General features: G+C 60.0%; 14 protein-coding genes and 1 pseudogene. 4 read left to right on the forward strand and 11 right to left on the reverse strand.

The window, feature by feature from the left end; genetic code table 11:
- Window positions 1-20 precede the first annotated feature (20 nt).
- The 3 genes from GRAN_RS00485 to GRAN_RS00495 all read right to left on the reverse strand — a co-directional run bounded on the left by GRAN_RS00485 (window position 21) and on the right by GRAN_RS00495 (window position 6751).
- Window positions 21-2561 (reverse strand): ATP-binding protein, encoded by a 2541-nt coding sequence (locus tag GRAN_RS00485; RefSeq protein WP_128911080.1) that lies wholly within the window; start codon window positions 2559-2561, stop codon window positions 21-23.
- A 236-nt stretch (window positions 2562-2797) separates the two neighbouring features.
- The gene (locus tag GRAN_RS00490; protein ID WP_128911081.1) at window positions 2798-6133 is read right to left on the reverse strand and encodes a TonB-dependent receptor; all 3336 of its coding nucleotides are present in this window, start codon (window positions 6131-6133) and stop codon (window positions 2798-2800) included.
- Between the two features lie 192 nt (window positions 6134-6325).
- Window positions 6326-6751 carry a TOBE domain-containing protein gene (locus GRAN_RS00495; protein WP_128911082.1) on the reverse strand — a complete coding sequence of 142 codons (426 nt, stop codon included), beginning with the start codon at window positions 6749-6751 and terminating at the stop codon, window positions 6326-6328.
- A 280-nt stretch (window positions 6752-7031) separates the two neighbouring features.
- Between GRAN_RS00495 and GRAN_RS00500 the strand changes: the two genes are divergently transcribed.
- Both GRAN_RS00500 and GRAN_RS00505 read left to right on the forward strand, forming a co-directional pair.
- A complete protein-coding gene (locus GRAN_RS00500) occupies window positions 7032-8069 on the forward strand; it encodes a LacI family DNA-binding transcriptional regulator (RefSeq protein WP_128911083.1) in 1038 nt (345 codons plus the stop codon).
- Window positions 8070-8077: 8 nt separating this feature from the next.
- Window positions 8078-9241, forward strand: coding sequence for a glycosyltransferase family 4 protein (locus GRAN_RS00505; protein ID WP_128911084.1), 1164 nt, complete (start codon window positions 8078-8080; stop codon window positions 9239-9241).
- On the opposite strand, the gene GRAN_RS00510 is transcribed toward GRAN_RS00505, so the two are convergent.
- From GRAN_RS00510 to GRAN_RS00540, 7 genes are all read right to left on the reverse strand, one after another.
- A complete protein-coding gene (locus GRAN_RS00510) occupies window positions 9238-10764 on the reverse strand; it encodes a lipopolysaccharide biosynthesis protein (RefSeq protein ID WP_128911085.1) in 1527 nt (508 codons plus the stop codon). The genes GRAN_RS00505 and GRAN_RS00510 overlap by 4 nt on opposite strands.
- Window positions 10765-10786: 22 nt before the next feature.
- Window positions 10787-11023 (reverse strand): sulfur carrier protein ThiS, encoded by a 237-nt coding sequence (gene thiS / locus GRAN_RS00515; RefSeq protein ID WP_128911086.1) that lies wholly within the window; start codon window positions 11021-11023, stop codon window positions 10787-10789.
- A gap of 162 nt (window positions 11024-11185) precedes the next feature.
- Window positions 11186-11524: a hypothetical protein gene (locus tag GRAN_RS00520; protein WP_128911087.1), complete on the reverse strand. Its 339-nt coding sequence runs from the start codon at window positions 11522-11524 to the stop codon at window positions 11186-11188.
- 122 nt (window positions 11525-11646) lie between these two features.
- On the reverse strand, window positions 11647-12465 hold the full coding sequence (gene thiD / locus GRAN_RS00525; RefSeq protein ID WP_128911088.1) for a bifunctional hydroxymethylpyrimidine kinase/phosphomethylpyrimidine kinase: 819 nt from the start codon (window positions 12463-12465) through the stop codon (window positions 11647-11649).
- Between the two features lie 9 nt (window positions 12466-12474).
- Entirely contained in the window at window positions 12475-13713 is a 1239-nt protein-coding gene (locus GRAN_RS00530; protein WP_128911089.1) for an ABC transporter permease, read from the reverse strand.
- A 114-nt stretch (window positions 13714-13827) separates the two neighbouring features.
- Window positions 13828-15084, reverse strand: a complete 1257-nt coding sequence (locus tag GRAN_RS00535) for an ABC transporter permease (RefSeq protein WP_128911090.1) — start codon at window positions 15082-15084, stop codon at window positions 13828-13830.
- A gap of 60 nt (window positions 15085-15144) precedes the next feature.
- Window positions 15145-17568 (reverse strand): ABC transporter permease, encoded by a 2424-nt coding sequence (locus tag GRAN_RS00540; RefSeq protein ID WP_128911091.1) that lies wholly within the window; start codon window positions 17566-17568, stop codon window positions 15145-15147.
- A 160-nt stretch (window positions 17569-17728) separates the two neighbouring features.
- On the opposite strand from GRAN_RS00540, the gene GRAN_RS00545 reads away from it, so the two are divergent.
- Together GRAN_RS00545 and GRAN_RS00550 are read left to right on the forward strand one after the other, a co-directional pair.
- Window positions 17729-18283: a glutathione peroxidase gene (locus GRAN_RS00545; RefSeq protein ID WP_128911092.1), complete on the forward strand. Its 555-nt coding sequence runs from the start codon at window positions 17729-17731 to the stop codon at window positions 18281-18283.
- Window positions 18284-18976: 693 nt separating this feature from the next.
- The gene (locus GRAN_RS00550) at window positions 18977-20341 is read left to right on the forward strand and encodes a hypothetical protein (protein ID WP_128911093.1); all 1365 of its coding nucleotides are present in this window, start codon (window positions 18977-18979) and stop codon (window positions 20339-20341) included.
- A gap of 407 nt (window positions 20342-20748) precedes the next feature.
- Here the strand turns inward: GRAN_RS00550 and GRAN_RS00555 are convergent.
- A pseudogene (locus GRAN_RS00555) lies at window positions 20749-21912 on the reverse strand (IS91 family transposase).
- Window positions 21913-21917 lie beyond the last annotated feature (5 nt).

A 21917-nucleotide genomic window follows, 5' to 3' on the forward strand; every position in this document is an offset into this window, starting at 1 on the left:
GCTCCATGGGGCTTCTTCTTTTAAGCAGCAGGCGTAAGCGGCAGACGAACGCGAGCCACAGTCCCCACACCCATCCGACTTTCAAGTTCAAGCGTCCCGCCGTGCCTCTCGACAATCTCCTGCGAGATGTAGAGGCCGAGTCCATTCCCAAGATCGCCCTTGGTGCTGTAGAACGGCTGAAAGAGCTGGCGCAACGTCTCATCGCTCATGCCGCTTCCGGCATCGCGCACGACGATCTCCGTCGCATCGTCGTTTGCTGACGCCTCGAGCCATATCTGGCCACCAACCGGCACCGCATCGACCGCGTTCGAGACAAGGTTCGCCACAACCTGTTGAATCTGGCCCACCACGCCAAAGTAGGTCGCGTCGTCTTCGAGGTTCGCCGTAACGGTAACCTGTCGATTCCTGATCTTCCCCGTGAACAGGCGCAACACATCCTTGAACAAGGAGGAGACATTGCCGGATTCCGCAACTCGATTCCCCTCTCTTGACCAGCGAAGTGTCTGTTTCGTAATCCCCGAGATCCTCTCCAGTTCACTCTCCGCCATCCGTATGTACTCCCGGGCAGGCTCATCGTCCGTAATGTGCGTTCCAAGGAGATACAGAAGATTCGTAATCGACTCCAGCGGATTGTTGATCTCGTGCGCGATCACGCTCGTCATCCTGCCGGTAAGCGCGAGTTTCTCTGTCATGCGAAGCGCCCTCTCACGTTCCCGTTGATCCGTGAGATCCGTACATGTCCCCACCCAGCCCGCTCGGCTGTGGTTCACGCGCAGGAAGGGCACGGCACGCACAAGGTTCCAGCGTTCCATCTCGTCCTCGTCCAGAAAGCGTAGTTCCGCTTCAAAGGGAGTTCCTTCGCTGACGCTCTTTGACCACAGTTCGCGGCATCGTTCCCTGTCTTCTTCGACCACGCCCTCGCGCTCGTACCAGCAGCCCATCTCCCCAAGGCCCTGGTCGATCCACTTCTGATTGACATAGGTCAACGTGCCGTCATCGCTCGCTGTCCAGACAAGATTCGGCAGCGTGTGAGTTAACTGCCGGAAGCGCGCTTCACTCAGTTCATATGCTTCTTCCGCTCGCTTCAGGCTGATCGTCATCACCGAAGCGCGAAACTCCCGCGCCGACTCGACCTCCATCTCCGTCCACGGAGCACTCTCGCCTTTGACGAGTTGCTTCCACGACTCGAAGGAGTCTCGCGGGTGCAGTCCGTGCCTTTGGCCAACCGCCTTCGCCGGCTCGCCGGCCCATTGCACCGTACTCACCACCTCCGGTCGAAACCACATGAGATAGCTTTGCCGCACATCCGAGATACGAATCGCGATCAGACCACTCGCGATCTCCCTGATCTCTTCCGCCCAATCAATCTCCTGCCGAAGGCTGCGGGTCTCGAAGAGATCGATCTCCGGATGCCCATCGAACCACTCCGCCAGACGCAGCACCGCGGCGTCATCTGGCGTCCGTCCCGCCCTCTGGCAAACGCCATCGAGGATCATCGCCACCCCCGCGGCGTCCGTCACCTCGATAACATCTTCCATCTGAGCGATCATCGCGGCAATGTAGTTGTTCTCCGCCGCCATCGAGGTCAGGATCTTCCGATGCACGCCGTGGAAATGCACCATCTTCCCAAGCCGAGCCGTCGTACGGAACGAAACAAGCTGCGTGCCGACCATCTTCGTCAGAAGATCGCAGGCGCTTCGAACGAGGTAGGGCACGGTGTGCGGCGTCGCGTGGTGTCCGCTGATCAGCCCCCAAAGCCGCCCCTCGCAGACGATCGAGATCGACATCGAGGATATCGTCCCCATGTTGCGCATGTACTCGAGATGGATCGGCGACACGCTCCGCAGAAGCGACATCGACATGTCGAAGCCGGCCATCGAGCGTGATCCAAGAGCCTTCAGAGGCGAAGGCTCGTATGCGGCATCCGGAATACTGCGGACCGTATTAAGCACATAAAGATCCCGTGCCTGCTTCGGAATATCGCTTGCCGGAAACTTCAGATGCAGATAGCTAGGCAGCGTCCCGTCATTCTCCTCAGCCAGAACAGTCCCGTGCCCCACTTCATCGAAGCTATAGAGCAGAACACGATTGAACCCGGTCAGCTCTTTGACCTGGCGCGTAATGGCCGCGCAGACCTCCGCCTCATCCTTGAACTTGCTGAGCTTGCTGACGAAGTTCGTAAAGACGGCATTCATCAACTCAGGACTAACCAGCCGCTCCACGCGCTCGAACTCAAGCACCCGTCGGCCGTCCACACGATGCGTCACGACGCTGTAAAACTCGCCCCGCAATTGGAAGGAGCCGAGGTACGTGAGAAGCCCGGGAGCCTCTGCATTCGAAACCGCGCCCCGAAGCGCGGAGAGAACCTCACGTTCAAGAATCGTATCAATCGACGTGCCGAGGATCAGCCTAAGCGGCACATCGAGAAACTCCGGCACGTTCTCGCTTGCGCCGACAACCAGCCCCTCAGGCTCATCCAGCAGGAGCAGAAAACCGTGGCGCTGAATACTGCCCGGAATCCTGATCTCTTCGTCTTCACAGTTGTGGATCGTGGTCGTCATTACGTCGGCACACCGGCGGTTCCCTGAACAATTCGAGACTGAATCTAGCTCCCGCAGGCAACGCTCAAATCGTCCAGATCGCCGAGCCACGCGAACACAATCCGATTATCCCTCAAATGGCTTGGCTTTGCTCACCGGACCACCTCGGACCTCACCGGGAACGTCCCGAAACGATAGGTGGAGGCAAATTGAAAAAGGCGGAAGCTGGAAGCCTCCGCCCGTTGTGCCGTCTTGCATCAGCGGCTGATACGTATCGCGAACTGAACCACCCGCGGATCCGTCGTCGTGCTGGTGATGCTCCCAAAAGCAGCCGAGCCAAAACTCCCGTTCGGCTGCGCGAAAGCCGGCGTGTTCGAGATGTTGAAGATCTCCCCGCGAAACTCGACATCGGTCTCACCCGGAAGCTTCGTGTGCTTCACCAGAGCAAGATCGAGGTCCCGATAAGCCGGTCCACGCACCGGGTTCCGTGAGGCATTGCCGATCACGAACTGAGGAGCCGTCGCGAACGCCGCCGTATTGAAGAAGTGAGCCGGGGTACGCTGATCGGGCGAGAGTGACGGGCTGGCAATCAGGTTCGGCCTCTGCAGCGCAAAGCCCGCGAACGCATTGTTGTTTGTCGCCTGGGTAACAGTCACCGGCATGCCAGACTGCATTGACACGATCGCATTCAGCGCCCACCCGCCAAGCGCGGCATTCGCCACTCCCGACGAAGCAAAACGATGGCCACGCCCAACCGGCAGATCATAGATGCCGCTCGCGGAGAGCACATTCGGCATATCGCCGCCCGACGAGTCCCGTTCGAGTCCCGGCCGGAATGTATCCGCAGCGATCAGGCTGCTCGAGTTCGGCGACGAAAGCACGGTCGAAGAGAAGACGGAAGAAGCATCGTCAATCAGCTTCGAATGCGTGTATGAAAACAGGAGATACGTGCCCTTCGTCAGCCGCTCCTCGACCTTCGCCTCGATCGCGTTATAGTTCGTCGTTTCCGAGTTGTTGCGGTACGTCGCCACGTTCTGAAAGCGCGGATACGGCTTCAGAAGCTGCGCCGCGCTGACGTTCTTCGTCCCGATCGAACTCGAGACCGGAATCACCCCATAGTACGGGTTCGCCACCTGCGTCAGCAGTGACGAGCCCTGCGCAAGCTGCGCGGCCGTCAGTTGATTCAGGTTCGAATCCGGAATACCGACATGCACGATGTGCGAGCCGACATAGGCCACATCAAACGACAGGTTGCTCGTGATCGCACGCTGCACCGCAAGGTTCCACTGCTCCACATAGCCCGAACCCGCATTCCGGTTCGCGGTATAAACGCTCTGTCCCAGGCCCGCATCCGGCGTCAATGGAATCGGCGCCACGGTCGGCCCGGCAGCAAGCGCGAAGGCCGCATTCACGCTGTCCTGCGTCTTCTGCTGTACGTTCTGAATGAAAGGAAACTGCGGCGTCGTGAAGGGAGTCGTGATGCCCGACTGGTCGATAAAGACAATCCCGAAGCCTGAGCGGATCACCGTCTTAGGATCGACAAGAAACGTGAAGCCAACCCGCGGCGCGACGTTTCCGTAGTGCAGCGTGCGCGCGCTCTTGGAGTTCCCATCTACCCCCAGATAGTCCAACTGCTGCGTCTGCAGATTGAAGATCGCACCCTGGTTATTCTTCTCCGTCGAAGGCGAATGCAGGCTCCACCGCGCACCGATGTTGAAGGTCAGCCGGTCACTCGCACGCCAGTCATCCTGCGCGAAGTACTCCTGAATATGGTCGCGCGGACGAATCTTGCTCTCCTGCAGATCGATCGAAAACGTATCGACCTGCCCAAGCAGAAAGCTCGCAATCGCATTCCCGCTATTCGTCACGCCCTGCTGGTTTGTGCCCGTCGTCGTAAACGCAAAGGAGCCCGTCGGATTCGGCGGAGCAACCGCGTTAAGCTGATACCAGCGCACATCGCCGCCGAACTTAAAGGCATGCCGCCCACGCGTGTAGACCACCGTATCGACGAACTGCCACACCGCTGTCTGATACTGCGAGAAGGTACTCGCCGAAGGGCCAAGCTGCTGAAATCCGGTAAAGGTGAAGAGCGGCAGCGCGTTGTTGAAGGCAGCATTGGTCGGGATACCCGGAATGGCCAGCGCCGCCGAAGCCGTGTTCCCAAGCACAGGCCCACCAATGTTGTTATTTCGCCGCGTATACCCAAGACGCGCGTCGTTCAACAACCGGTCGGAGAAGGTATGCGTCTCGTTCGCAACCGCCTGCTGACCGCGCACGTTCGAGAGACCCGACACACCCGCCGTCCCGATAATCCCCGTCACCGGAGGCCCGCTTCCATCCGGCAGATACGTGATCGGCTGTTCTACTTCGTTGTAATACGAGTAGCGAACGAAGGCCCGATCCTTCGCCCTGTAAGCTCCATCAACTCGCACATCGAACTGATTCTGATGATCGGCATCGTTCGCCGTTCGGCTGTAGTTATTCGCTGCGCCCGACGCCGTCGGTGTAGGAAAGCGCGCAAGCAGCGCCTTTGCCACCGGGTCAAGCGAACTTGTAATCGTATCGTTCGCGAACTCCTGCCGCACGAACTTGCCTCCGCTCGTCACCGTCGTGGCCGGGTCATAAATCTTTGAGACGCCCGTAAAGATGCCGTTCCGCTCATTGAGTGTCGGAATGGTCGAGATAACCGTCTTGCCGATAAGCTGCTTCACCCCTTGGTAGTCGCCAAAGAAGAAAAGCCGATCCCTAAGAATGGGAGCGCCGAGCGTAGCGCCATAAAGGTTGCGCCGATACTCCGGCTTACGCGCGTTGGCGGTAGAGAAGTAGTTCCGCGAGTTCAGCGCCTCATTGCGAAAGAATTCAAACAGGCTGCCATGGATCGCATTCGATCCCGCACGTGTCGCCACGTTCACAACGCCGCCGTTGAACCGGCCAAACTCCGCCGGCACATTATTCGCCTCGACCGTGAACTCCTGGATGTCGTCCAGGATCGGAAAGAACGCCACCTGTCCCGGCTCCGGCTGTAGCGCCGAGATACCGTCATAAAGATATTCGTTCGTTCTAGGTCGTCCGCCATTGATGCGCGGAAGAAGCGTACCCGGCGGTAGCTCGACCCCGGGAGCAAGTGTCGAAAGTTGGATGAAGTTACGTGTGTTCAACGGCATCGCAACCACGGTCGGACCAGGGATGTTCGTCTGGATATTACTCGTCACGGCCTGCAGAAGCGGTGCATCGGCGTTGACGTTCACAACCTGTTGATCGGACCCGACGCTGAGACTCAGGTCAGCAAGCACCGTCTGTCCCACGATGACCGTAACTCCCGTACGCTTCAAATGCGCAAAGCCAGGCGCCGTCACATCGAGCGCATAAGTGCCCGGATTCAAATGGCTGAAAAGGTAGTCGCCCGAACTCGAAGATACCGTCCTCTGGTGCAGGTTCGTGGAAAGCTCCGTCAACTCCACCTCGGCATTTGGAATGGCAGCGCCAGAGGTGTCCGCCACACGTCCCTGCAGATCGGCGGCTATCTGCGCCGAAGCAGTTGAGACTGCGATTCCTGCAGACAGGGTGATACAGACAATACGGGAAAGGTTCATACAGTAAAGCTCCTGGCAAGCGGCACACCGGGGTGTGCCGCTTCGGGCCGATTAGACTCGCGGAGATCGATGGGGTGAGAACGAATCGAACTCGAAGATCGCACATCCAGACGCGGTGAGTTCGACTCTATATGACCAAAATCGTATGGTCAACGAAAGATGGAGCTTCACCTTCGCAAGGGAAACAGACGGCTACGCGGGCTCGTCAAGCCGCTCGATCATCACGTCAGTTGACTTGATGAGAGCAGCGGCGCTATCGCCCTTCTTGAGTTGCAACTCGCGAACCGCTCCCGCCGTGATGATGGCCGTAATGTGAGTATCTCCCACCGCAAGGATCACCTCGGCGAGCAGGCCTTCGACACGGATGCTCACCACCTTGCCGGCAAGTTGATTCCGCCCACTCACCCTGCGAAACCGTTCTCTCGACTCGGCCGCCGGCTTGGCGCTGTCTTTCACGAGGTAAGGCTTCAACGCACTCTCTGCCACACGGTGATGCCCGCCGGGCGTCCGCACGGTCTTCAGCTTGCCGTTCAGAATCCACTGCTTGATCGTAGGGTAGCTGATCCCGATCAGGTGAGCAGCCTCGCGCGGAGTGAGCATATGATCTGTCGTCGCCATCACGTATAGATGTAGCACCTTTCGCACAAACCCGATACGCTCCACGGCGCCGCGAGTACAGCGCGTCGAGAGCAAACGCTTACATCAAAAGGTCCAACACCGGTAGCAGGCCTCGACCCTCAAAAGGGCCGCACTCACCCGCCCAGAAGGATCACCCAGCGTATCTGTTATGGTGGCAGTGCTTCGCGCTATGCTGTAAACGCATTCCTGCAAACACCTTATGCCAGAAAAACCTCCGTCCAAACGCACGCGAAAACCAAAAGAGGGCGATCCCGACCGGATGGATATTCGCACCATCGCGCACGCGGCGAAGGTGTCGATCGCCACCGTCTCGCGCACCATCAATCGTGTGCCCACCGTCAATCCCAGGATCGCCAAGCGCGTCTGGGAGGTCATCGACGAGCTCAACTACTTTCCCAACACCCAGGCCCGCGCCCTCGTCTCCGGACGAAGCTGGATCCTTGGTCTCATCGTCTCCGAGATCACCAATCCCTTCTTCCCCGAGCTCATCCAGGGCTTTGAAGAAGTCGCCATCGAACACGGCTACGAGATCCTCGTCAGTTCTACCAACTACGACCCAAAGCGCATGTCGCAGTGCATCCGCCGCATGCTCGAGCGCAAGGTCGACGGTGTCGCCATCATGACCTTCGGTATCGAGGAGCCGCTCCTCGATCAGCTCGCCCAGCGCAAGGTTCCCATGGTCTTCGTCGACATCGGCCCCGATCAACCCGGCGTCAGCATCCTCAAGGTCGATTACCACCACGGCATTCGTCAGGGCGTGCAGCATCTCGCCGCCCTCGGCCATCGCAGGATAGCTTTTATTAGTGGCCCCATGCGCCTGCACTCGTCGCTCTCCCGCCTCAACGCTTTCAATGCGTCTCTGGAAGAGTGCGGCATCAATCCGAATCCTGCATGGATCCTTGAAGGCGACCACACGCTCGAAGGGGGCACCGCCGCCATGCAAACCCTCCTCAACGGTGGCGATCTCCCCACTGCGGTGATGTGCTCGAACGACATGACCGCCATCGGCGTCCTGCACAAGATGTATCGCGCCGGCCTCCGCGTGCCCGACGATCTCTCGGTCATCGGCTTCGACGACATCCACATCGCCGAGGTCACCATCCCACCGCTCACCTCGATCCAGATGTCCCGCTTCGAGATTGCGCGAGCAGCCGTCACCGCCCTCCGCGCGCAGCTCGAAGACGCCAAGGACCTCCCGCATCAACGCGAGTTCGACATCCGCACCGACCTGGTCGTCCGCGAATCCACAAGCTTCCCGCGCGGGACCATGAAGAACCTCCGCAAGGCAAAGAAGTAAGCCGGCGCATGCGCATCGTTCAAACAGTCTTCGGTGTCTTCCATCACTTCGAACTAGCCCGCCAGCTTCATCAACGAGGCCACCTCGAGCGCATCTACTCGACCTGGCCGTGGGCCCGCCTGAAACGCGAAGGCCTCCCACGAGAGCTAGTCAGCACCTATCCCTGGGTCCACACGCCCGAGATGCTCCTCCAGCGTTACGGCGTCAAGAACCCTTGGCTCCTCGACCAGATCTCCTACGCCAACGCCCTCTCCTTCGACGCCTACACCTCGCGCCGGCTTGCGCGCAAACCCGCGCCCGACGCCCTCATCGCCATCTCCGGCTCCTCCCTGAAAACTGGCGCTGAACTCCAATCGCGCGGCGCCCGCCTCATCTGCGATCGCGGCTCCTCACATCAGCGCTATCAGGAGCAGATCGTCTCCGACGAGTACCGCCGCTGGGGTGTCGACCGCCCAGTCACCGATATCCGCGACATCCTGCGCGAAGAGAAGATCTACGCCATCGCCGACGCCATCACCGTCCCGTCCACCTTCGCCGCGCGATCGTTCATCGAAAGCGGCGTCGATCCGGCAAAGCTCCACGTCATCCCGTACGGCGTCCGCCTCGAACAGTTCATCAAATCCGGCGAGCCCCCCAGAGACCGCTTCGAAGTCCTCTTCGCCGGCTCCGTCGGCCTGCGCAAAGGCATTCCCTATCTCCTCGAAGCCTTTGCACAACTTAGCCGCGGAGCAAAGCGCCTGCGCATCGCGGGCTCCCTTCATCCCGACCTGGAGAGCGTCCTTCCCCGTCTTCCCCAGCAGCATGTGGAGTTCCTAGGGCCTGTCGATCAAGCCACCCTCGCAACGCTCATGAGCACAAGCCACGTCCTCGCCCTGCCCAGCATCGAGGATGGCTTCGGCCTCGTCATCGGCCAGGCACTTGCCTGCGGATGCCCCGTCATCGTCTCCGAACATACCGGCGGGCCCGACATGATCACCGAAGGCGTCGAGGGCTTCATCATCCCGATTCGCGACGCATCAACACTCCGCGATCGCATGCAGCAGATCTGCGACGAGTCACACCTGCAATCCCGCATGCGAGCGGCAGGGCTCGCCCGCATGCAACATCTCGGCGGATGGGACGACTACGGCGGTCGCTGGGAGAGCCTCCTCCACACCCTCACCGGCCGCTAGGCAAATCTCTTCCTCAGCCGTCCCTGGAATTTCCCCCACACCGGCACAAGGTCATACAGCGGCACCCCAAGCCCAAGCAGAAGCCCGCCGTTCACCACCGCAATCCCCACCTGCTCCGCGAGTGGAAGGTGCCACGTGTAAGGCAGAGCAAACACCGCCCCAAGCAGAAAAGCACCGGAAAGTAGCCCGAGCCGCACAAGGTATCTCTTATCCAGCTCCTCCTGCCCCCGGAAGAACCTCGCATTCAGATGCACGAGATAAACAAGCTGCGCCGTCTCCACCGCCAGCCAACTCCAGAGCAGGCCTTTCAACCCAAACCGTGGAATGAACGCGACCCAGAGCGCCCCCAGCCCCACGTACGATCCGAACATGAACCGCGCCAGCTCCTGGTGCGTATTCGTCGAAAACTGAAACTGAAACTTGTGCTCCTTGGTGGACATCACGATGGAGGTCGCGGCACTCAGCAGGTACACTCCCGGATCGAACAACTGCGGCTGCTTTAGCCAGATTGTCAGCAGGAACGGACACAGGTAAAGCACGCCAACATTCGCGATCGGGATCACCGCGAAGATCAGCCGCTCCGAGTAGTTGTACAGTCGGCTCAGCCCCTTCCAGTCGTTCTTCGCAAAAAGGCTCGTCACCTCCGGCCCGATCGCCTGCGTCAGCGCGTTCAGCAGGTTGCGCGTCATCGAGAAGATCGTCCGCATCACCGAAAAAAGCGTCACCGCGGCGCCCCCGGCGGTCCGCTGCAGAATAAGTATCGGCAATTGATACACAAGAAAATTGCTCGAAAAGATCAGCGCAAAGTATCCCGAAGGCTTCAGGATCTTCGTCACAAGCGCACCGTCCCAATACCGCAGCGTCGGAAAGATATCCGGCCCCGTCCGATGAAGATGCGCCATCTGCAACAGGAGGCACACCGCAAGCCCGGAGCACTGCGCCACCGCGATCCCCGCGAACGACGCGTGCAGCAGCACTGCCACCAGTGCCGTCCCAATCAGCGTAAGGTTCTTCGCATTGTTCCAGTAAGCCCCAACGTAAGCCTTGCCGAGAACCATGAACGTCCCGGCAAAATATCCGAAGATAATGTTGATCAGCGCCTGCAGCGCCATGAAGAACACCGCCGTCTGCACCACCAGCGGAGCCACCACCGGGTCTCCGTGGAAACCATCCATCTTCAACATATGCTGCAGCGGAAGCACAAACGCACACGTCGCCACCAGCGCCGCGGTTGCCACAATCCCAAGCAAAAGCCGCAACGCCGTCGATTGGTTCACATGAAACTCGTCCATGTCGCCGCGATGGTACCGCACCGTCAGGTCCTGGTTGACGAACGTCTGCACACCAAAGTCGAGCGTGCCCAGATACGAGACCGCCGCCGAGATCGCAAGCCACTCCCCATATCCTGCCCTGCCGTACACATGAAGGAAAAGCGGGACCAGCGCCACCTGCTGCAACACCGCGATCACATGCGACGAGAAAAGAGCCGACAGGTTCTTGGCGATCCCGCGAACGCCGCTCACCGGCCCTGCAGCCCCCCAGCCGTCATACCGCTGTGGCCTCTACGCTTCCCCCGCCGACGAAGTGCACAAGCTCGAGCTTGTCCCCATCCGCAAGCACCGTCTCGCCCCACCGCTGTCGCGAGACGATCTCGCCGTTCCGCTCCAGCGCAATGCGATCTCCCTTGAGCCCAAGCTCGACCACAAGATCCGCAAGGCTCGCATCGACCCCGAGCGCGTCAAAGCTACGGGCCTGCCCATTCAGCGTAAGCGTAAGTGACATAACATCTTCGAGGGTAGCAGGGATCACCCGCCCCGCGCATCACCAGCAGCTTTGGCGGTTCTCCGGAAGGTGCATGGGAAGCGGCGGTGCACAAGTCGTTTTCTCTCAACGAAAACGACCTTCAATTTCGACTACTGGAACCACTGCATCAGGAGAAGTGCTCTAAGCCGCCTTTGGCTCCGCGCCAACCGCCTGCCGCACCCACTCGCGCACGCGCGTTCCCAGCGGAACGATCACAGGGCACGACTCGAACACCGCCCGGTTCAGCCGCATCAGCATCTTCACCGCTTCTTCCTCGGACTTCGTATACGGAGCCTGCGTCAGAAACATGCGCGAGTCGATCAGATACTCAACCGCATGCGCCAGCTTCTCAAGCGCAATGCCCTGCTGCCTGCTCGCCCTCCGGCGGCTGAACAGGTCCGCGTCCTGTGCCCTTTCGCCGGCTGTGTTCGGCTGCCTGAGAGATGTTCCAAACGCTTCATGGGTCACTGCACGTGGCATAGATATCTCCGTCCTGGTGGAATCATCGGCGACTCGCCACAACCGCTTCAGCCGTTTAGATACGTCTTTCGTTACCTCGGATATTCCCGGATGGCACCTTGGTTGCAGACAGGCTCCCGAGCCTATCGCACTAATCCCGCCAGCGGCCACAGATGCGCCATCGGCCCGTGCCCATGCCCGATCGGCACCGCCCGCCGCATCGCCTCGGCCACATAGTGCTTCGCCCCACGCGCAGCCTCGAGCGGCCCATCCCCATTCACCATCCTGCTTAGAAACGCACTCGAAAGCGCACACCCCGTCCCATGCGTCGCAGTCGTCTCCACCCGCCTTCCACTCAGCCAGAACTGCCCGCCCGGCTTGACTCCATCAAACGGCATCAGGAGCAGATCATCCGGCCGCTCCAGATGCCCACCCGTCACCAGCAGACCAAGCCCCGGCACTCCAGCCTGCAACTCTCGCCCCATCCCGGCGATCTCTTCCCTCCCCGGTTCAGCCTTCCCAGCAAGCACCCCAAGCTCCGCCACATTCGGAGTCGCCCAGTCCACCAGAGGCAGTAACTCATCCCGCATCAGCGCAACGCCCCCCTCATCCAGCAAGGCCTTCCCCGAAGTCGAACGCAGCACCGGATCCAGCACAACCATCGGCCTCGCTTCTCCCAACCCATCCAGAAATCCCACCACCGCCTTCACGCACTCAGCCGTCCCAAGCATCCCGATCTTGATCCCCACCGGCGGCACATCCACCCACAGATGCTCGAGCGTAGCCCGCACCACATCACCCGCCACCGGATGAACGGCCGCCACACCTAGCGTATTCTGCACCGTCAGCGCCGTAATGCACGAAGTCCCAAACAGCCCATGCGCTGCAAATACCGCAAGATCCGCCGTCACTCCCGCACCAGAAGAAGGATCGAACCCCGCAATCGTTAAAACCGTAGACATCCCTCAAGCCTACTCGTACCGCAGCGCCTCGATCGGGTTCAGCTTCGAAGCCTGGATCGCGGGAACCATCCCGCTCACCGTCCCCACAACAATCAGGATCACCGAAGCCGCCAGCACACTCTGCGGCGAAATCAGCAGCCGAATATCCGCCGCCTCCGCACCCGTGGCAATCGCGCTATAGAACGTGATACTCCCCACCGAATAGCTGACGATATACGCCAGCACAATCCCGCCGAACCCACCCACCCCGCTGATCACGAGCGCCTCGGCAAGAAACTGCAGCAATATATGCCGGCGCCGCGCACCCAGCGCCTTCTCGACGCCGATCTCCCGCGTCCTCTGCTGCACGCTCACCAGCATGATGTTCATCAGGCCGATGCCCGCGATCCCAAGCGTCAGCGCTCCAATAAACAGAAGCAGAATCTGCAGACCAATACTCACAATCCGGAACTGCGCCAACTGCTCCATCAAATTCGCCAGATAAACAGCATTCCGGTCAGAAGCCCGGTAACCATGCTGTTCCGCCAGCATCGCCCGGATCGCCTTCTCGATCTGCTTATGATCCCCGTGATAGCTCATCCACATCCCGTCCAGGTACTTCGTATCCTTGATCTCCGACATCGTCGAAAACGGCACAATCACCGTTCGGTTGATATCGTCGTCCCCCTCCTGCATCTTCGCCTTCAGCACCCCCACCACCTCGAAGCTGATCCCGTTGATCCGGACCCTCTGCCCCGCCGGGTCGAGCCCTGAGAACAGCTTCGTCTTCGCCTCCGAGCCAAGCACCGTCACATGCGCCCGCTCCGCCACATCCGCCGCCGTGATCAGCCTTCCCGTGCCGATCTGCTTATTCAGAATTCCCTGTATCTCCGGTTGATCCCCATCGACGTTCCAGTTCTCCGACCGCAGATCGCTCTGCACCGTCACCGTCTTCGACACCTGCGCTGCCACATGCACGATTCCCGGAATCGTCTCCTGGATCTTCTCCACATCATCCAGCGTCAGCCGAACCTGCACCCCCGCCTTCGACCCACCCGCCTGCTCGCTCGTCCGCCCCGGAAACACCCCGATGATGTTCGTCCCAAACTGCGCAAAGATCGTCTCGAACGCCCTCCCGAACCCAGCGCCATACGCCAGCAGAAGCACGACCGTCGCAATCCCCCAGGCCATCCCGACGATCGTGATCGCCGTCCTGCGGCCGTTATGCCGCATGGCCTCCATCGCCTGTCCAAAGATATCTCTCAACATTGCTGGCAATTCTCCTGATGGTGTAGTGGGAGCGGAAGTGCTCATGTCGTTTTCTCTCAAGGAAAACGACCTTCCCTTACTGCGAATCGAAACCCAGGCGTCAGGAGAAGTGCTCTAGTCCTTCCTCAGCGCTTCCACCGGCTCGAGCATCGCTGCCTTGCGCGCCGGATAAAGCCCCGCGACCACACCTGCCAGCGTCAGCGTGCCCATCGCCATCGCAGCCGACCAGGGCACCAGCCGAGGCGGATCGAACCCCTGCGCCCCATCCCCCATCACCGCATGCAGACCAGCCATCAACAAACCAGCCGCAACAATCCCGATAAATCCGCTCACGCCCGTCAGCGTCAGCCCCTCAAGAAAGAACTGCAGCATGATGCTCTTGTTCGTCGCGCCCAGAGCCTTCCGCAGCCCGATCTCCTTGGTCCGTTCGCTCACCGTCACCAGCATGATGTTGATGATCCCCACAGCACCAAGCGCAAGTGTCACGATCCCCACCCCACCGAGAAAGACATCCATCGCCGTGAAGATCATCCCGATCGATCGCGACTGCTTGATCGTGTCCCACTCCTCGAAGCCCTCTATGTTCAGGGGGTCGAAGCCATTCCTCTGCGCGATCACACGATGCACGTCCATCTTTGCCGTCTCGTTCAGGTCAGGAGTCGTCGGCTGATACTGAATCGAGCTGATCGCATCGAGCGGAACATTCTCGCCCTTGATCGGAAACAGCTCCACCATCGTCGTCAGCGGAATGTAGATCTTCTGGTTATCCCCGTCGTTATTCCCACGCCCGATCTTCGCGGCGACCCCCACCACTTCGAACCGGTAACCATTCAGCGTGATAAACGCTCCAAGCGAAGGCCGCCCCGGAAACAGAAGCTGGTTATTCTTCTTCCCCAGGATCGCCACCATCCGGTGCAGCCGGACATCCTCCTCGGTCAACTCTCTGCCCTGCGCAATCGGAAGGTTCCGGATCTGCGGATAGTTGGCCTCAATCCCCATCACCGCCCCACCCGTGCTCGAATACTCGCTGACCTGCTTCAGATCTCCGCGATTGATCAGCCCCGTCGCCGCCCGCACATGCGGAGCCTGCGCCCGCACCGCATCCACATCCCGCATCGTCAGCTTGTACGGATGTAACCCGGTCGTCTGCCCCGGCAGCGCGGGAACATTCGCCCCCCACATCATGATGACGTCGGTCCCAAACTCCGCCAGCCCCCGCCGGTTCCCCGACCGAAACCCCTCACCCAGCCCGACCAGCAGAAGAAGCGAAGCCACGCCCCAGGCAATCCCGAACATCGTCAGGAATGACCGCAGCTTATTGGCCCAGATCGCGTCGAAGACCTGCCGAATGATTTCCACAAAGCCGCGCATGGTGCTCTCCCGGTCCAAAGCTCAATACGCACCCGGCCCCAACGAAGTTCCCGACACCCATCACTCCGCCCGAAGCGCCTGCATCGGCTGCACCGACGCCGCCCGATGCGCCGGAATGATGCAAGCCACCACCGCGGCGATCCCAAGCAGAAGCGCCACCAGTCCAAACACCGAGTAGTCCAGCTTCCCCACCCCATAGAGCGTGCTCTGCATCCCACGCCCCACGAAGTAAGCGCCAATCAGCCCAAGCGAAAGCCCAATCCCCGCCAGCGCCATCCCCTCCCTCACAATCAACGCGACGACGCGGCCCCTGTCCGACCCCAGCGCCATCCGCAGGGCAATCTCATGCGAACGCTGCGCTACTGAAAACGACATCACCCCATAAACTCCCAAAGCCGCAAGCAGAAGAGCCACCACCGCGAAGCTGACAAAAAGAACCAGCGTAAACCGGTCGTTCGACAGCACCAAGTCCCGCACCTCGTCCATCGTCCGAGGCTCAGCCAACGCAATCTCCGGGTCGACCGAGTGAACCGCCGCCGCGATACTCTTCACCATCGTCGCCGGATCGTTCCCTGTCCGCACGCCAATCCCCACGCTCGGCCACGGAATCTGCCAGAACGGAATCTCCATCTCCGGCCGATCGTCCCGCAGCCCCCCGCTCTTGATCGTGTGATATACCCCGACGATCTTCCACTCCTGCGGCGGCCCAAGCTTCGTCACCCCCGGAATAAGCTGTTCCACCGAGATCCTCTGCTGCAGCGGATCCGTGCCCGCCAGATACTTCTTCACGAATTCCTCGTTCACCACCGCGACCTTCACGCTCGAAGCCGTGTCCTGATCGCTGAACGCCCTCCCATGCACGATTCGGATCCCGAACGTATCGAAGAACCCCGGCGTCGCCATGCCGAACCCCGTGTTCGGCCGCATCGAAGGATCGTTGAACGCCGGCTTGCCAACCACCGTGAACGGCATCCCGAATCCCGCGCCAAACAACGGCGTCCCCGTGGACGCCGAAGCCGACGTCACTCCCGGCACCGACTGAATCTGCGCAATCATCCGCTTGTAATACGCAATGATCTTCTCCGGATCCTTCGGCCGCGAGTCCGGAACCGGCAGATAGAACGTCAGAATGTGATCCGTCTTCAGCCCAAGATCCACCCGCAACAAATTCAGAAAGCTGTGAATCGCCAGTCCCGCACCCGTCAGCAGCGCCAGCGCCAGCGCGAACTCCCCAATCACAAGCCCCTGCCGCAGCTTGTGCCGCCCGGCGCCCACACCCGTCCGACCACCCTCCTTCAACGCCTCACCCGGATCGATCCGCGATGCATACCACGCCGGCGCACTCCCAAACAGAAGCCCCGCCAGCGTCGTCGCCGCCAGCGTAAACAGCAGGATCGGAATATTGAGCTGCAAGTCCGCCTCGGTCGGCAGCGTCCCCTTCGGCATGATCGCAATCAGCGCCCGCAGCATCGCGTACCCAACCCCAATCCCGAGCAGCCCTCCCGCAACCGCCAGCAGAAGACTCTCCGTCAGCAACTGCTCGAAGATCGTCCTCCGTGTCGCGCCCAGCGCGCTCCGCACCGCAAGCTCCTTCTGCCGTGCCATGCCCCGCGCCAGCAGAAGATTCGCCACATTCACACAAGCAATCAGCAGGATGAATGCCACCGCCCCCAGCAGAAGCCACAACGTCTGCTTCCGCTCGCTCGGCAGAAAATCATTCTTCATCGGCTCGACGTACACGCCCCAGCCCTTGTTGCTCTTCGGGTTCACCTGCGCAATCTGCGCCGCCACGGCATCCATATCCGCCTGCGCCTGCTTGATCGTCACCCCCGGCTTCAACCGCCCCATCGAAAGCAGCCAGTGAAAGTCATGGTTCAACTGCTCCGGCTTGAACACCAGAGGCACCGTCACCTGCGCATCGCCGCGGTCCGCAAGCCCCGGCTGCAACACGCCGACGACGGTATACGGCTCCCCGTTGATCCGCATCGTCTGTCCCACCAACTTCGGGTCCGCGCCCAAATGCGACCAAAGCTTATGCGTCAGGATCACCACGTGGCTCTTCCCGTCCACACCCTCCTCCGGCAGAAAGTCCCTCCCGAGAAAGAACGGCCGCCCAAGCATGTTGTAGTAGCCCGGCGTCACCTGCATCCCGTCGATATTCTCCGGCTGCTCCTTGCTCGCAATGTTGAACGCCCCACCCGTAAACGCGCTCAGCGTCTGAAAGCTCGAGTTCTGTCTCTGCCAGTCCGTGTAATCCCCAGCCGAGATGCCATTGTGAAACGTCTTGATCTTCGACCAAACAACGACCAGTTGATCCGGCTCCGGATACGGCAACGGCGCCAGCAGCGTCGCATAGTCCACCGTGAAGATGGCCGTGTTGGCCCCGATCCCAAGCGCCAGCGTCAACAGAATCGTGAGCGTCAGCCCCGGATTCTTCCACAACATACGCACGGTGTAGCGAAGATTACGCAGCAGGCTCGACATCAAAACCTCACAGGATTGGGGGATGCGGCACCAGTGCGACCCTTCCGCCGGAGATAAGTAAGCAGAGATCCTACATTTTCCTCAACAAAATCGGCCAACGAAACTTTCCCCACCTCGCGACAGTCAAACCACCATTCTCTTCACCACCCAGAGGCACGTCATGCGCAAGTTCGCCCTCCTTCTGCTGCTCTGCATCTCCAGCTTTGCCGTCGCCGGCTCAGCTCCGCCCATCTACAACTACAAGCTCAAGACCATCGACGGTGACCCCACCTCCCTCGCCCCCTACAAAGGCAAGGTCCTCCTCCTCGTCAACGTCGCCAGCGCCTGCGGCTTCACCCCCCAGTACACCGCGCTCGAGAGCCTCTACGAGAAGTACAAGGACCGCGGCCTCGTCGTCATCGGCATCCCCGCCAACAACTTCGCCAACCAGGAATCCGGCACCGACGCCGAGATCAAGACCTTCTGCAACCGCAAGTACCACGTCACCTTCCCCATCATGTCCAAGGTCTCCGTCCTCGGCCCCGACAAGATCCCCCTCTACCAGTACCTCACCGACAAGTCCACCCACCCCGCCATCGGCGGAGACATCAAATGGAACTTCACCAAGTTCCTCGTAGCCCGCAACGGCACCCCCGTAGCCCGCTTCGAACCCGCCATTACCCCCGACTCCCCCCAGGTCATCACCGCCGTAGAGTCCGCCCTCCACATGCCGTAACCTGTCGCCTCTCCACCTCTCCACGCCAATCCACAACCCGGGTGCCCCACCTTCGCGACAGCAACACGTCGCTAAGGTGGGATCCCATGCGGCCCAACCGCCGTCGCCGCGCCGTTGCCTGTTTTACGCGTCATCCTGAGCACAGCGAAGGGACCCCCTGTCTTCCGCAGTGGCACTTGCCTTTCTGGTTGTCCTTCCCGAAGGGAATCTACGTTTGCCGGGTGCTGAATGCAGCTAATTACCGTACCGCTGACCACAAAAACCGTGCATCCTACCGTAACTTTCCAACCAGAAATCAAGCCTCCCAACCCGAAGCCACCCCTAATAAAACCGAAGTAAACCCCACGAACCCCCAAGATTCACCTGAAACCGCAGGTAAATCCCAAAGTTCCTCTTTCGACACCCAAATTGGTCTGACCAAAACCCGTCCCAAGTTCCTCTAAGCCGCTCACCCAACCATCCAAACTCTCTCACAAACGAAGTTTCCGATAACCCCGTTTTCGGAGAGCATCCTTCGACGCCGCAAATCAGAATCGAACACACGACTTGCGTTACCAAGGCGAAGCGAGTGATATCAGCATTTGATAAATGCGAGTGAAAGATGTGGTTCAATCGGTTTGGGTCCGGACGAATCGGTCGTAAGGCGAGGCGGGCGGTAGAAACACTGACGTTCTCGAGCAAAGGATCTGACTTGTGACGACTCTACGCGGCCTTGTCTTTTTAATAGCGGTTTCTATTGCAGGTTCCTCCGACCGGCGGGGGGTGGCGCAGCAAACACTCAGCTCTCCAATTGGTAGCTCAAGCGCTTCCGTTCGCTTGGAACCACACGAGAGCAAAGTAAAGTTCAGGCTGGGCGATCCAATCGCACTTGATCTGGTGCTGGCCGCCGAGTCTGGCGGCTATCAAACCTTCCTGAAGAGCAGCCGCATTGATTTCCCCAAAGTGAACGTCACACCGGCTGCCGGTTGGCTTCAAGTTCAAGTGCAATCTCTGGAATCACCAGAAGCTCCCGGCCAAGATCCAATTCGCATTCCAGTCCTGTTGAACCGATCTATCGTTTTTCAGCAGCCCGGTTACTACCAGATAACAATCACAATGAATCGCCCTGATCCGTCGAGTACAGGCGTACGGACACCTGAGCCTAAGGCATGCTGTCGGGAGACCACAAATGCCGTAGGGATCGAGATATTGCAGCGTAACGATCATGAGGAAAGCGAACTGGTCGCCCAACTTTCAAGTCTTCTTGAGCAGAAGCCGGATACCTTTCCCTCCGATGACTTCACAAAACAGCAGAAGCCTTTGCTCGACGAACTTCAGGATATTGCGAAAAACCCGCTTGCTGCCAACCCACAGCGAATGATGAAGCTAGTGGACACCATGCGGGCGGCGGAGGACGCGGAGGTCGGCCGCATCAAGAAGCAGAAGGAGTCGCGCAGACAGACGGCGATTCGGCTTTCTTATTTGCAGGGTGACGACGCAGTCCGCGCCAAGGTCCGCTGGATTCTCGCAGACCCGGAGGACGGCGAAGACGATACGGGACTCCTCATGCTCGGTGGTCTTGCCCACTCGCGAAACCTGCAGTTGCAACTGCAACTGCTTCAAACGGCGTGGTCCGACATCGGACACGTCCCGACGGAGACACTCCAGTCGGCGCTGCAACGGACAAAAGCGTCGCTCAATCACGTACCTTTCGTGTTGTACTACAGCGACGGAGTACCTCGAAACTTCCTGCCGCACCCAGAAGTCGCTGCCGAACGCCAACGCGAACTGGAGGAACTTCTTCCGTCTCTGCAGCAGCGAGCCAGCCCTAATCGCGAGCAGACGATGGCGTTCCTGATATTCGGAATTAATCCAAGAGACGGGTTGCGCCTTCGGACGGAAATAGAGAAAGTATTCGGCGGAATGAGCCCAGCAGTGCAGAATAGCCTATTAAAGACAAACTGGCCGGGGGTCTGCAACCGGGAATTTCCTGTTCCTTCGGAGCCCCTGAAATCTTCCTGTGGGTTCACTGAGCCGACCGGGAGCAAAATCCCGGCAAGAACGCCAGTCGAACGATAGCCGTACACAGCACCAGGGGACAGATAGCGCCTTATCTTATAAAGGCGATTCTGAATAATAGACGCGGGAAACGCCCAGCAGTTTCCGGAAAGTCTTAGTGCTGTATCTGGATCGCCCTGGTTCGAAGTCTGGTGGTGGCGCAGCGCAGTGCGGGAGATACAGCGACTTGAAGGAAGCCGCTTCATCCGGGGCCGCTGACTATGGGCGTTGAATATGCCTGAGTCGTTTGTGGTGGGCAGGGGGGCGGAGTTTTGGGTGTGCCGAGAGGATCTGCGTCACGTGTCTATGGCGGCGTATAAGCTTCGGAACGTTGTCGAAGCATGCAGGCAGAGGAAGACAAGAGCAGTAAAGGTCGCTCGGGGCGCAGGTCGGGTATGCATGCCGAGGCACGGGATCAAGGTGTTGGTTCATGCGGCACGCCCTTGTGCGCACGGTGGAGATCGAGCCAGCAGTTGTGCCGGTGTGAGCCGTTCGATGAGTTGCATGGTTCCACCGCAGTGCGGGCACCTCGGAAGCGTCTGTGGTCGGGTGACTTGAGGTCCCTGGGTTGATCGATGGGGTGCTCTCTGGAGCAGGCTGAAGCAGAGCGGCAGCAGTATGGCGCGCTGCCGGTTGGCGAGGAAGCCGAAGTTGCGGATGCGTACGAAGCCTCGTGGAAGCAGGTGCAGCAGGAAACGGCGCAGGAACTCATCGACCGGCAGGCTCATGACGCGCTTCTTGTTGCCGTGGGCGGAGTCTCGCCAGCGGAAGCTGACCTGGCCGTCGGACAGGGAGACCAGCCTGCTGTTGGAGATGCCGACGCGGTGGGTATAGGCACCGAGATAGCGCAGCGCGTGTTCCGGTCCGCCGAAGGGCCGCTTGGAGTAGACGACCCAGTCGTGACGGAACAGGACTCTGAGCCAGGCGGCGAAGCTGCATGGCTCGACGAGCGATGCAAGGTGGCCGTGGAACTCGAGCTTGTCGTCATGGACGCAGTCTTGAGGCCAGCGATGAACTTGCCGCGAAAGACACGTCCAAGCACCTTGACCGGGAGGAAGAAGGTGCGGCGTGACGAGATCCAGCTGCCGTGATCCGGTGCCAGACCGCCGGAGGCGATGACGCAGTGAACATGGGGATGATGCTGCAACTTCTGGTCCCAGGTGTGGAGAACGCTGAAGAATCCAATCAGGGCTCCAAGGTGTCGCGGATCGCGAGCGACCTCCAGCAACGTGGCGGCACTGGCGCGGAACAGCAGTCCATAGATCAACCGCTTGTTCTGGAGTGCGAGCGGTGCCAGTTCACGCGGGAGCGTGAACACAGCATGGACGTAGCGGGTGGGCAGCAGCTCCCGTTCGCGCTGCTGGAGCCAGCGGATGCGGGCGTTGCCCTGGCACTTAGGGCAGTGCCGATTACGGCACGAGTTATAGGAGATGGCGGTATGACCGCAACGGGAGCACTGATCGCGATGGCCACCGAGAGCAGCTGTGCGGCATCGCGTGATCGCCAGCAGTACCTTCTCATGCTGGCCGTTGATCCACTTGCGGCTGCGTTCGATGAAACCCTGCCCCTTCGTAGCGAATGATGTCGGCCATCTTCA

It is taken from the genome of Granulicella sibirica (assembly GCF_004115155.1).
Classification (GTDB): Bacteria; Acidobacteriota; Terriglobia; order Terriglobales; family Acidobacteriaceae; genus Edaphobacter; species Edaphobacter sibiricus.

Bases quoted from the DNA above. Each gene is read 5' to 3' on its own strand.
- GRAN_RS00485 (WP_128911080.1), bottom strand. From the start codon at position 2,561: ATGACGACCACGATCCACAACTGTGAAGACGAAGAGATCAGGATTCCG.
- GRAN_RS00490 (WP_128911081.1), bottom strand. From the start codon at position 6,133: ATGAACCTTTCCCGTATTGTCTGTATCACCCTGTCTGCAGGAATCGCA.
- GRAN_RS00495 (WP_128911082.1), bottom strand. From the start codon at position 6,751: ATGGCGACGACAGATCATATGCTCACTCCGCGCGAGGCTGCTCACCTG.
- GRAN_RS00500 (WP_128911083.1), top strand. From the start codon at position 7,032: ATGGATATTCGCACCATCGCGCACGCGGCGAAGGTGTCGATCGCCACC.
- GRAN_RS00505 (WP_128911084.1), top strand. From the start codon at position 8,078: ATGCGCATCGTTCAAACAGTCTTCGGTGTCTTCCATCACTTCGAACTA.
- thiS (WP_128911086.1), bottom strand. From the start codon at position 11,023: ATGTCACTTACGCTTACGCTGAATGGGCAGGCCCGTAGCTTTGACGCG.
- GRAN_RS00520 (WP_128911087.1), bottom strand. From the start codon at position 11,524: ATGCCACGTGCAGTGACCCATGAAGCGTTTGGAACATCTCTCAGGCAG.
- thiD (WP_128911088.1), bottom strand. From the start codon at position 12,465: ATGTCTACGGTTTTAACGATTGCGGGGTTCGATCCTTCTTCTGGTGCG.
- GRAN_RS00530 (WP_128911089.1), bottom strand. From the start codon at position 13,713: ATGTTGAGAGATATCTTTGGACAGGCGATGGAGGCCATGCGGCATAAC.
- GRAN_RS00535 (WP_128911090.1), bottom strand. From the start codon at position 15,084: ATGCGCGGCTTTGTGGAAATCATTCGGCAGGTCTTCGACGCGATCTGG.
- GRAN_RS00540 (WP_128911091.1), bottom strand. From the start codon at position 17,568: ATGTCGAGCCTGCTGCGTAATCTTCGCTACACCGTGCGTATGTTGTGG.
- GRAN_RS00545 (WP_128911092.1), top strand. From the start codon at position 17,729: ATGCGCAAGTTCGCCCTCCTTCTGCTGCTCTGCATCTCCAGCTTTGCC.